The 11,675-nt window shown below is 62.0% G+C and carries 9 protein-coding genes and 1 pseudogene; 4 read left to right on the top strand and 6 right to left on the bottom strand.

The genetic code is table 11. From position 1 onward, the window contains the following. Window positions 1-175: 175 nt before the first annotated feature. On the bottom strand, window positions 176-508 hold the full coding sequence (locus D8U82_RS18055) for a hypothetical protein (RefSeq protein WP_130902663.1): 333 nt from the start codon (window positions 506-508) through the stop codon (window positions 176-178). A 25-nt stretch (window positions 509-533) separates the two neighbouring features. Next, entirely contained in the window at window positions 534-2,744 is a 2,211-nt protein-coding gene (paoC, locus tag D8U82_RS18050) for an aldehyde oxidoreductase molybdenum-binding subunit PaoC (protein WP_130902662.1), read from the bottom strand. A gap of 266 nt (window positions 2,745-3,010) precedes the next feature. Here paoC and D8U82_RS18045 point away from each other — a divergent pair, with 266 nt between their 5' ends. Together D8U82_RS18045 and gabP are read left to right on the top strand one after the other, a co-directional pair. After that, window positions 3,011-5,137 (top strand): TonB-dependent siderophore receptor, encoded by a 2,127-nt coding sequence (locus D8U82_RS18045; RefSeq protein WP_130902661.1) that lies wholly within the window; start codon window positions 3,011-3,013, stop codon window positions 5,135-5,137. A gap of 235 nt (window positions 5,138-5,372) precedes the next feature. Next, a complete protein-coding gene (gabP, locus tag D8U82_RS18040) occupies window positions 5,373-6,779 on the top strand; it encodes a GABA permease (protein ID WP_071172494.1) in 1,407 nt (468 codons plus the stop codon). Here gabP and D8U82_RS18035 read toward each other — a convergent pair. Together D8U82_RS18035 and D8U82_RS18030 are read right to left on the bottom strand one after the other, a co-directional pair. Beyond that, complete coding sequence (locus tag D8U82_RS18035; RefSeq protein WP_130902660.1) at window positions 6,776-6,988, bottom strand: hypothetical protein; 213 nt, start codon at window positions 6,986-6,988, stop codon at window positions 6,776-6,778. The genes gabP and D8U82_RS18035 overlap by 4 nt on opposite strands. An 18-nt stretch (window positions 6,989-7,006) precedes the next feature. Then, window positions 7,007-9,058, bottom strand: coding sequence for a pyridoxamine 5'-phosphate oxidase family protein (locus tag D8U82_RS18030; protein WP_130902659.1), 2,052 nt, complete (start codon window positions 9,056-9,058; stop codon window positions 7,007-7,009). A 286-nt stretch (window positions 9,059-9,344) separates the two neighbouring features. Between D8U82_RS18030 and D8U82_RS18025 the strand changes: the two genes are divergently transcribed. Continuing rightward, window positions 9,345-9,974: a glutathione S-transferase gene (locus D8U82_RS18025; protein ID WP_130902658.1), complete on the top strand. Its 630-nt coding sequence runs from the start codon at window positions 9,345-9,347 to the stop codon at window positions 9,972-9,974. 20 nt (window positions 9,975-9,994) lie between these two features. On the opposite strand, the pseudogene D8U82_RS28645 reads toward D8U82_RS18025, so the two are convergent. Further along, window positions 9,995-10,084: pseudogene (locus D8U82_RS28645) on the bottom strand (metal ABC transporter ATP-binding protein); the annotation flags it as partial. 43 nt (window positions 10,085-10,127) lie between these two features. Here D8U82_RS28645 and D8U82_RS18015 point away from each other — a divergent pair. After that, complete coding sequence (locus D8U82_RS18015; RefSeq protein WP_016774781.1) at window positions 10,128-11,048, top strand: LysR family transcriptional regulator; 921 nt, start codon at window positions 10,128-10,130, stop codon at window positions 11,046-11,048. A gap of 27 nt (window positions 11,049-11,075) precedes the next feature. On the opposite strand, the gene D8U82_RS18010 is transcribed toward D8U82_RS18015, so the two are convergent. Then, the coding region (locus tag D8U82_RS18010) for an alpha/beta hydrolase (RefSeq protein WP_130902657.1) at window positions 11,076-11,675 on the bottom strand (600 nt) is incomplete at its 5' end.

Raw genomic sequence — 11,675 nt, 5'->3', positions numbered from 1 at the left:
CGGCGTGTGCCAAATCCCGGCGACACGCAAAATCCAGTGTGGGAGCGAGCCTGCTTGCGAAGACGTCGGCACATTCAACATCTTCATCGCCTGACCCAAACCATTCGCGAGCAGGCTCGCTCCCACAGGGGACCTGCGTTGCTTGTTTGATTGGGGTTCTACAGGCCATCAGTACTCAGGCAGGTCCGCCGTTCTTGTCTGGCATTTGGGCAAACCACTGCGCATACGGTGTATTGCTCACTTTGAAACGGTTGTAATCCGGGCTGCCGTCATCCCACCACACCGGCCCGCGTTCACCCAGCGCGACTTTGGCGTCGTTGACGCGAGCTCTCGCTGACTTCAAGGCCTGTGCATCGTCGCCACGCTTTGCCTCTTTGACCGCACGCCGCGCTGACATGAGTTCGGCTACAAACGCCTCACGCTCGGCGGCTGCCAGTGATGGATTGCTACAGCGCCACAGCTGTTGCTTGACCACAAAATAGCGGCCATCGGGGGTGGTGGGGTACATGGGCGATATCCTGCGTGATCCGGTCTCAGACCGGGTAGGACAACTCGCCGATGAGTTTATCCAGTGTGATCGGATAATCGCGCACCCGTACGCCACAGGCGTTATAGATCGCGTTGGCGATGGCCGCTGCCGCGCCGCTGATACCCAGCTCACCGACGCCTTTGGCCTTCAGCGGGGTGGCATACGGGTCGACTTCATCGAGAAATACTACTTCCTGATGGGGAATGTCGGCGTGCACCGGCACCTCGTATCCGGCCAGATCGTGATTGACGAAAAAGCCGATTCGATGATCCACCGCCAGCTCTTCCATCAATGCCGCACCAGCGCCCATGGTCATGCCGCCGATGATCTGGCTGCGCGCAGTTTTCGGGTTGAGGATGCGCCCGGCGGCGCACACGGCCAGTTGCCGACGCAGGCGAATTTCGCCGGTCGCCGCATTGACCGCGACTTCGGCGAAATGCGCGCCGAAGGTCTGCTGGGCGAAGCGCTGGGCAAGGTCGCCGTATTCCATGCGGTCCTCGCCCGTCAGCTCGCCATTGGCTGCGGCCTGAGCCAAGGCAACCTGCTGCGAGCCTGCGCGAATTTGCCCGTCGACAAACTCCGCTTGCTGCGGGTCAATCCCGACGGCGTGAGCGGCGGCTTCACGCAGTTTCAGGCACGCGGCATACACCCCGGCAGTGGAGGAGGCGGCGCCCCACTGGCCGCCGGAGCCCGACGATTCCGGAAACCGCGAATCGCCCAAGTGCACCACGACACGGTCCAGCGGCACGCCCATCATTTCGGCAGCGGTCTGGGCGATGATGGTGTAACTGCCGGTGCCGATGTCGGTCATGTCGGTTTCCACGGTGATGACGCCTTGACGATCGAGTCGCACCCGCGCCGCCGAAGCGGTCGTCGGTGCGCCGCGAATCGCCGAGGCCAGCCCGATGCCGATCAGCCAACCGCCCTCACGACGCTGAGCGGGTTGAGGGTTGCGCTGACGCCAGCCAAAGCGTTCGGCCCCAGTGTTCAGGCATTCCACCAACTGCCGTTTGGAGAACGGCCGCGACGGTTGCTCCGGATCGACCTGCGAATCGTTGAGGATGCGCAACTGCAGCGGATCCATCTGCAGCTTTTCGGCCAGTTCATCCATGGCGATTTCCAGCGCCATCATCCCGGGTGCCTCGCCCGGCGCGCGCATCGCCGAACCCTCGGCGAGATCGAGCACGGCGAGATTCAAACGGGTCATGCGATTGGCCCCGGCGTAAAGCAATCGGGTTGACGCGGTAGCCGCTTCGGCGCGTCCGCCGCGCAGATTGCCCGACCAGCTCTCGTGGCCGATCGCCGTGATCACGCCGTCACGGTTGGCACCGATGCGCAGGCGCTGAAGCGTCGCCGGACGATGGGTCAGGTTGTTGAACATCAGCGGCCGCGGCAGCGCGACTTTCACCGGTCGCCCGGCATGTCGAGCGGCCAGGGATGCCAACACTGCGTCGCAAAGAATCGTGCCCTTACCGCCGAAACCACCGCCGATATACGGCGAGATCAGGCGCACATCTTCCTTGGCGATGCCGAGGGTTTTCGCCAGATCGCGCACGCCCCAGTTGATCTGTTGGATCGATGTCCACAAGGTCAACTGCGTGCCACTCCAGCGGGCAATGGTTGCGTGCGGTTCCATCATCGCGTGGGCCTGGTCAGGCGTGCTGTAGTGCTGATCGATTTGCACTGGCGCAGCGTTGAAGGCGCCTTCGAAGTCACCGACGCTGGTCTGCGGCGGCGGGCCGAAGCCGGCCGGTGGCGGTGGGGTTGCGGAGTCTTTCGCAGCCGCCAGATCGAATGAACCCGCTTCGGCCACGTAGCGGATGTCGAGCAAGCCGGCGGCCGCGCGCGCCTGTTCAAAGGTGTCCGCGACGACAATCGCTACGGCCTGGTGATAGTGATCGACCTGCGGCCCGGCCAAGGCCCTGGCTACGTAAAACTCGCCTTTGGCCAATGGCCCGGCGTTTTCGTAAGTGACGATGGCGATTACCCCGGACGCCTCCCGCGCTTGCGTCGAATCGATCGAGGCAATGCGCCCCTTGCCGATCCCGGCGCCGACGATATAGCCATAGGCGGCGTCCGGCACCGCTGCGTTTTGCTCGTAGGCGTAGGGGGCGGTGCCGGTGGTTTTCAGCTTGCCGTCGATGCGGTCGGCAGGTTGGCCGATGACGTTCAGCTGGTCGATCGGATTGGAGCCGGCAGGGGTGTCGAATTTCATCTGCAAATTCCTTTCAGACAGGCTGGCGGCGCCCACGTAGCGCGGCGCAGCCATCGATTGACGTCGGATCTCTACGAGCCTAGGCCATCGACGCGCTGCTGATAATGCGCGGTTTCAGGATGGAGTGATGAATCCCGCTCACCAATCCTGATCAACATGACAAATAAGAATACGTTTCAATTACTAATGCGACCGTATACCATGCGCCGCGTTTTCATTGGCGGTTTTGCCCTTCGTTCTGGCCTATTCGTAAAGGTTTTCACCTCATGCGTCGAACTCTGCTTTCCATTTGTGTGCTGCAGGCGTTGTCTTCTTCCTCGTGGGCTGAGTCAGCCGAACCGACTTCTTCAACGCTGGAGCTGGAAGCCACCGACGTGGTCGGCACAGCGGATTACGAAAGGGCAGACGGCCCGGTTCAAGGCTACCGCGCGACGCGTTCGGCCAGCGCCACGCGCACCGACACTTCGATTCATGAAACCCCGCAGTCAATCAGCGTGGTCACCAAAGACGCCGTCGAAGACCTCGGCGCCACGCGTTTGCAGGATGCGCTGGATTACGCCGGTGGCGTCGGTCGGGCGAACAACTTCGGGGGGCAGGGCCTGACCACTTTCACCGTGCGCGGCTTCACTACCGGTGAGTTTTACCGCAACGGGTTCCCGATCAACCGTGGCTACCCGAACATGCCCGACGCCAACACCATCGAGCGCCTGGAAGTGCTGCGCGGTCCGGCGACCATGCTCTATGGTCGTGGCGATCCCGGCGGTACCTTCAACGTGGTGTCGAAACAGCCGTTGCCCGAGCGCACCGTTACGTTAGGCAGCCAATTGAACGACCAAGGCATGAAGCGCGGCACCCTCGACGCTTCCGGGCCGCTCGACGAAGAAGGGCGTCTGGCCTATCGCTTGAATGTGGTGGGCGAGGGCGGTGACACCTTCCGCGATCATGTCGAGACCGAGCGCTACGGCATCACGCCGGTGCTGACCTGGCAGGCCACCGACGCGACCAAGCTGATTTTCGAAGGCGACTTCATGCGCAACAACGCGCCGCTCGATCGCGGCGTGACGCGCTACCCGGCGCAGATCGGCACTGCCTCGCGCGATACCTTCTTTGGCGAGAAGGACGTCGGCAAGCTGCACAACGACAACAACATGGCGCAACTGCGTTTCGAGCACATGCTCAACGACGACTGGACCCTGGGCGGCGGTTTCCAGTGGCTCGACGGCTCGCTCAAGGGCAATGCGATCGAGGCCAACGGCATTGCCGCTGACGGCCGCACGCTGGGGCGTAACTTCAACTACCGCAAGCTGGAATGGACCGACAAGGACACCCAGCTCAACCTCACCGGGCATTTCGACACTGGCGGTCTGCAGCACACCTTGCTCACCGGCATCGAGTACGAAGATTACGACTACAAGTCGATCATCCAGCGCTCCAGCGGCGCGGTCAGTGCCTACCCGATCGACATCTTCAACCCGGTCTACGGCCAGCCACGCCCGGCGCTGACCCGCACACCGACTCACGACAAGGAAAACCTCAAGACCTACGCCGCGTTCGTGCAGGATCAGGTCGCCCTGACCGACAAACTGAAAGTGCTGGCCGGCGCACGTTTCGAGCGCTTCGAGCACGATTACGAAACCTACGTGCCGGGCGGCAAGAGCTGGCAGGCCAGCGACAACGCCGTCACCCCGCGTATCGGCGTCACCTACGATTTGACCGAAACCCTGGCGGTGTACGCCAACACCGCGCGCTCGTTCAAGCCCAACACCGGCGCCAGTCGCGAAGGCGGCGGCTTCGCCCCGGAGAAGGGTAAATCCTACGAGATGGGCGTGAAGTGGGAAGCGCTGGATCAGCAGTTGAGCGTCGACGCGGCGATCTACCAGATCGAAAAACGCAACGTGCTGACCACCGACCCGGTGGATTCGACCTTCAGCGTCGCCGCCGGTGAAGTGCGCAGCCGTGGTTTCGACGTCAACGTCACCGGCAATCTCACCCCGGAGTGGCGAGTGGTCGGCGGATACGCCTACGTCGACGCCGAAGTGACCAAGGACAACACGCTGCGCTCCGGCACGCGCCTGCTGAACATCCCGAAGAACAGCTTCAGCCTGCTCAACATGTACGAGTTCCAGGACGGCACGCTCAAAGGTCTTGGCCTTGGCACTGGCCTGAAATACGTCGACGAGCGCGCCGGGCAGACGTCCAACACCGCGTTTTCCATGGGCAGTTACACCGTGGTCGACCTGCTGAGCTTCTACAAGGTCAACGACAAGGTGCGCCTCAATCTCGATGTGAAAAACATCTTCGATCGCGACTACGAAGAAGGCGCCTTCGGCAACGTTTACGCCTACCCGGGCGCGCCGCGAACCGTACAGGTGGGGATTTCCTACACGCTGTAAATTGCCGCAGCGGTTGCCGCCGACCCATGCTGGCCTGAGAGTGGCATGTCGAAATCAGACATCGGCATGCCGCACTCAGGCTAGTTGCGCGGCGGTCGGGCCACGTAAGGTGAAGCATCATTTCGTCGGCAAAGCGTCTGCGTCGCAGCTTTCGCCTGATGCCGACACCGGAAATGATGATCGCCTGACGCTCAGTCAGTGGCCCAAACGTCGATCATGAGAACAATAAAAACCCATGACTAGCCTGAACCCCAAGGACTCCAACGGTCAGTTGGCGCAAGGTTTCAAACCGCGTCACGTCACCATGCTTTCCATTGCCGGCATCATCGGCGCAGGACTTTTCGTTGGCTCAGGCCACGCCATCGCCGCCGCAGGACCTGCGGTGCTGCTCGCTTATCTGTTCTCCGGTCTGCTGGTCGTGCTGGTCATGCGCATGCTCGGCGAAATGGCCGTGGCGCATCCCGACACCGGCTCGTTTTCCACCTACGCCGATCAAGCCATAGGCCGCTGGGCCGGCTTCACCATTGGCTGGCTCTACTGGTGGTTCTGGGTGCTGGTGATTCCCATCGAAGCCTTGGCCGCCGGGCACGTGCTCAATCAGTGGTTTCCCCAGGTCGATGCGTGGTTGTTCGCTTTGCTGTCGATCGTGCTGCTGGTGATCACCAACCTGTTCAGCGTGTCGAAATACGGCGAGTTCGAATTCTGGTTCGCCATGGCCAAGGTCATCGCAATCATCGGTTTCATCGGCTTGGGCTTTGCGGTGCTGATGGGCTGGATTCCCGAGCGTGAAGCCAGTGGCTTGAGCACGCTGATGGCCGAGCACGGCGGCTTTGCGCCGAACGGTATGTCGGCGGTGGTCGGCGCGTTCATCACCATCATGTTCAGTTTCATCGGCACCGAAGCGGTGACCATCGCCGCTGCGGAATCGAACAATCCGGCGCAGAACATCGCCAAGGCCACGCGCTCGGTGATCTGGCGCATCGGCATCTTCTATCTGCTGTCGATCTTCGTGGTGATTTCCGTGGTGCCGTGGAATGACCCGCAACTTGCCTCGGTCGGTTCCTACCAGCGCGCACTGGAACTGATGAACATCCCCAACGCCAAATTCCTCGTCGACGTGGTCGTATTGATCGCGGTGGCCAGTTGCATGAACTCGTCGATCTACATTTCCTCGCGCATGCTCTATTCGCTGGGCCGACGCGGCGATGCGCCGCCGGCACTGAAGGTGACTTCGGCGGCCGGCGTGCCACGCGCGGCGGTCATTGCCAGCACGGTGATCGGCGCAGGCGTGACGTTACTCAGCTATTTCATGCCGGCCGGGCTGTTCCAGTTCCTGCTCGCCAGCTCCGGCGCAATCGCCTTGCTGGTGTATCTGGTGATCGCCATTTCGCAGTTGCGCATGCGCCGCCGACTGGAACGGGAAAAGGTCGAAATGACCTTGCGCATGTGGCTGTTTCCCTGGCTCACCTGGCTGGTTATCGCCTTTATCTGCGCGGCGTTGGCAGTGATGATGATCACCCCTGAACATCGCCTGGAAGTGACTTCGACCATTGGCCTGGCGCTGCTGATCTCGTTCATTGGCCTGGTCACCAGCCGCCAGCACCGGCCGGCGGGCAGGGTGGCGGCTGTTAGCAAAGCCTAAGCAAACAACGCCTTGAGCCCGCGGGAAAACCAGCCGTTCGGGCTTGAAGGCAGATGCTCACGTTGATTGAATGAGCCCGTCAACGCGCAGGTTTCACCGGCGAGTGAACCCATCAGTTGCGGCAGTAAAAAACTGCGTTCGCATTCACTGGCGGACAGTCCGGTTTTCTCTTGCGGCCAAACGACGTTGGTTTCTGCATACGGCTTCATGGCGCACCTCCTCATGATTCAAACGTCCAGCACCAGGGTTTCGCTGCCCTGCGCCGGGGCGGCGCAGCAGATCAGCACTTCGTCGTCCGCCAGGCGCATGGCCGGCGGGGTGAGGTAATGCACCTGGCCGCTGGTAAGGCGGGTTTTGCAGGTGCCGCACGAGCCGCCGCGACAGCTGAACTCCGGATTCAAGCCACGTGCCTCGGCCAGTTCCAGCAAGGTGCCGCTGCCCGGTTCCCAGCGTGCTTCCTTGCCGGACGTCGCAAACAATACCTTGACCGGCTCTTCCGCGACCGGCACCTGCGGCGGCGCCGGGGTGCTGATTTCGACATCGCGGATCAGTGTCGACGGGCCGAAGGTTTCGGCGTGGATGCGATCATCGGGAATGCGCATTTTGCGCAAGCCGTCGTACAGCGCCTGAGTGAAGCTGCCCGGGCCGCACAGGTAGAAATCGTAGTCATCCAGCGGCAGCAGGCTCTTCAGCAGGGCGACGTCGATGCGCCCGGCATGATCGTAACCCTGCGCTGTTGCGTCCAGCGGCGGCTGGCTGACCACGCGCAGCACCTTGACCTTGTCACCGGCGCGCGCAGCCAAGGCGTCGATTTCTTCGCGAAAGGCCAGATCCTCGACGGTGCGACTGCTTTGCACCACCCAGGTCGGGCGCATGCGGCTGATGCGTTTGCCCTGATAGACCACCTCGCGCAGCATCGACAGCAACGGCGTCACCCCAACGCCAGCGGCCAACAGCACCAGTGGCCGGCGTTCGGTGGCGTCGACGGTGAAATCGCCTTGCGGCGCGCGGGCTTCGATCAAGTCAAGTGCCTGGACCCGATCATGCAGATGCGAAGACACCGAGCCATCGCGTTTGACGCTGATGCGCAGGAACTCGTCCGACGGCGCGCTGGACACGCTGTAGGTGCGGATCGACGCGGCATCCTGACCGTCGAGCAAGACCTTGATCGGCAAGTGCTGGCCCGGTTCGAAGCGCGGCAGGCCGAAGCCGTCGTTGGCTTGCAGGTAAAAGGAGCGGATCTGCGGACTCTCATCGACCACCCGCGTGACGTGCAGCGCGCGCCATTGATTGCGCAGCGCCTCGGCCTGCAGACGCTCGCGGGTCTGTTCCCAGCTGCCGGTCATTTGCGAATAGGGCGAATCGCCTTCCGGCTGCTCGGCCCAGCGCAGTGGCAATGCGGCCTGACGGTAAACGATGCGCTGTGGCCTGAAGCGCCACAGACGTTCGGCACCCTGAAACGCGGCGATTTGCGGATCGTCGAGCAGCACTTCCGCGCTACCGGTCATCTGCAACAGATCGCCGCTTTCAAAATCGATGAAGGTCAGCCCGGCGCGCGGGTTGAGCAGGATGTTGCCCAAGGTGTTGAAGAACAGATTGCCGGAGAAATCCGGGATGGTCAGGGTGCCGTCTTCGTCCATGTGCACGAAACCGGATTTGCCGCCGCGATGGGACACGTCGACTTGGCGCTCACCGTCGCGCACCACGTAAGTGGCCACGTAGAACGAGTCGGCGGCGGTGATCATGTCGCGCACCAAGGGTTCGCTGACCGGCAAGTCGAGCGCGTTGTCGGTGGTCTCATCGACGAACGCGTAGTGGCGCAGATTGATGTAGCGCGGGCAGTTGCCGTAAGCCTGGGTCACGCTGATCTCGAGGCTGTTGTCCTCGCGGCGGCTGATATTGCCGTTCATGCGATTGCGCCGACGGGTGTGCAGCTCGATGCCGAGCATGCCGATCGCATCGCCGGGTTGCAGGCCTTGATTGGCCGGGTCGTTGGGCTGCGCGTCGAGTTTGATCTTCAGAACCTGTGGTGACGGCGAATCCATGAACCCCGGTTGACCGGTGCGCAGCGTTGCCCACGGATCGCCCTGGCTGTCGACGGCGCCGAGCACGACGAAGGGCAGTTGCGCATAGAACTCGCGGTGCTGGTCCGGCATCCAGTCGCGGGCCAGTTGCCGCTGGCCGACACCGACCATCATCTCCACCGCGCCGACGGCACGTTGCAGGGTCAGCTCACCTTCATGCCAGGGCGAGGGCTGCGGTTTCGACGCTGTGTCCATTTCGATTCTCCTCGGGTACAAACGGGCCGGTGAGCCGCCTGGGGCTGAAGCTCAAGTTGGGCTCATGTTCGCCCCCGGCTGGTTGCGAGGGAATGGCCAGAAACTGCAATCCACTGTTTCACTCGGTGAAATGATCCCTGCGCGCGCCTAAGGAGGCGGGTGATTATTTCACTGGCTGAAATGCTCGATTGTATTTGCTGAGGATTCCGCGATTTGCGGCAGGGGAGCAGGATGAGACCCATCGACACGATCAGCGGGTCGACCTCAAATAATCCAGGAGCACGTCATGTCTCAGTCAGCCGTCAAACTGTACCGCCATCCGTTGTCCGGCCACTCGCATCGCGTCGAGTTGATGTTGTCCCTGCTGGATGTGCCGACCGAACTGCTGTTCGTCGACCTGATGAAGGGCGCACACAAAACCCCTGAATTCCTCGCCCTCAACCGTTTCGGCCAGGTGCCGGTGATTGACGACAACGGTACGGTGCTCGCTGATTCCAACGGCATTCTGGTTTATCTGGCGAGCAAATACGGCAACGGCCAGTGGCTGCCGAGCGATCCGGTCGAACAAGCCAAGGTGCAGCGCTGGTTATCGGTGGCTGCCGGGCAGATCAGCTCCGGCCCGGCCACGGCGCGCTTGATCACGGTTTTCGGCGCCGGTTACGACGCAGCTGATGCGATCAAGCGTTCCCATGCGTTGTTGCAGGTGATGGAAGACGAGTTGGCCAACAGCGCATTCCTTGCCGGCGATAAGGCAACCGTTGCCGATGTGGCCGCCTACACTTACGTCGCCCACGCACCGGAAGGCAATGTCTCGCTGGAGGATTACCCGAATGTGCGGGCGTGGCTGGCGCGGGTCAAGGCGCTGCCGAAATTCGTCGGCATGCAGCGTACAGCGGTGGGCCTGCAAACAGCTTGATTCACAACGATGCACATATCCTGTGGGAGCGAGCCTGCTCGCGAAAGCGGTGTGTCATTCAACGGTGATGTTGACTGACAGAATGCCTTCGCGAGCAGGCTCGCTCCCACATGATTTCACTGTGTTTTCGAAGTTTTTTACAGGATCCCGTCTATGGATCGTTTTCAGGAAATGCGCATGTTCCTGGCCGTGGCCGAGGAGGGTGGCTTTGCGGCGGCGGCCCGGCGTTTGAACACCTCGCCCCCCAGCGTCACCCGCGCCATTGCCGCGCTGGAGCAACGCATCGGCACGCGCCTGTTGTCGCGCACCACGCGCAGCCTGCACCTGACCGAAGCCGGGCATCGTTATCTGGACGATTGCCGAAGAATTCTGTGCGACGTCGACGAAGCCGAAGAGGCGGCCGCCGGCAGTTATCGGGTGCCGTGCGGGCACTTGAGCGTGACCGCGTCGGTGTTGTTTGGCGAGCTGTTCATCGCGCCGTTGCTGGCGCAATACGTCGATGCGTTTCCTTCAGTGCATCTGAAGGCGTTGCTGGTCGATCGCGTGGTGAACATGGCGGAAGAGGGTATCGATGTCGCCGTACGCATCGGCCATCTGCACGAAAACAATCAGCATGCAATCAAGGTCGGCGAGGTCCGCCAAGTGATTTGCGGCACGCCGGATTACTTCGCCCGCTATGGCCGACCGCAACATCCGAACGAGCTGAGCCGCGCCAATATCGTCATGTCGTCCGCCAGTCATTTGCTCAGCGATTGGCAATTCGCCCATGCCGATGGCCCGTTGAGCTTTCGCTTCGAACCGCGTCTGGTGGTCACCGCGAATCAGGCGGCGATCAACATCGCCAGTTCCGGTTGGGGCATTACCCGGGTGCTGTCTTATCAAGTCGCCAGCCAGGTTGCGGCCGGTGAACTGGAATTGGTGTTGCAGGCCTTTGAGCCGCCGGCGTTACCGGTGCAACTGGTCTATCTGAAACATCCGCGCGTACCGGCGAAGGTGCGCACGTTTGTGGATTTTCTCAGCGAGCGGCTGCAACACCACCCAGCGTTGAAAGCCGTGAACAGGGTTCACGGCTAAGGCTTCAAGGTTCAACTCAGCGCTGGATCAGTTTGCGGCCGCAGCGGTTTCGATCAGGCTGGCAACGGCTTTCGGGTTGGACACCATCACCACGTGCGAAGCGCCTTTGACCACGACGGTCTGCTTGGAGTGCGCGCGCTCGGCCATGAACGCCAGGGCTTGCGCCGGGATGTTCTTGTCCTGGTCACCGTAGACGAAGTACGACGGCACGGTTTTCCATGCGGGCTCGGTGGCGGCTTCGTTGAGCGCGGCGACGGTCACCGGGCGCTGGGTCGCGGCCATCAACTTCGCATCTGCCGGGGAAACATCGGCTGCGAACTGCTCATGGAATTTGTCCTGCTGGATGTACAAATCCTTGCCACCATCGGCCAGCTCAACCGGGGCCGACAGGGTCGGGCCAAGAGTGCTGCCAGGGAAGCGGCCGGACAATTCGGCTGCGGTTTCACCCTTTTCCGGAGCGAACGCAGCGACGTACACCAGCGCTTTGACATTGGCATTGCCGTAAGCGGCTTCGCTGATCACCGGGCCACCGTAAGAGTGGCCGACCAGCACCACCGGAGTTTTCACGCTGGCCAGCACATCCGCCACCGATTGCGCATCACCCTTGACCGAGCGCAGCGGGTTGGC

It is taken from the genome of Pseudomonas sp. Sample_23 (assembly GCF_004307595.1).
In the GTDB taxonomy this organism is placed as follows: domain Bacteria; phylum Pseudomonadota; class Gammaproteobacteria; order Pseudomonadales; family Pseudomonadaceae; genus Aquipseudomonas; species Aquipseudomonas atacamensis.
The sequence above is the reverse complement of the archived record's forward strand: the minus strand, read 5'-3'. Positions and strand labels throughout refer to the sequence as shown.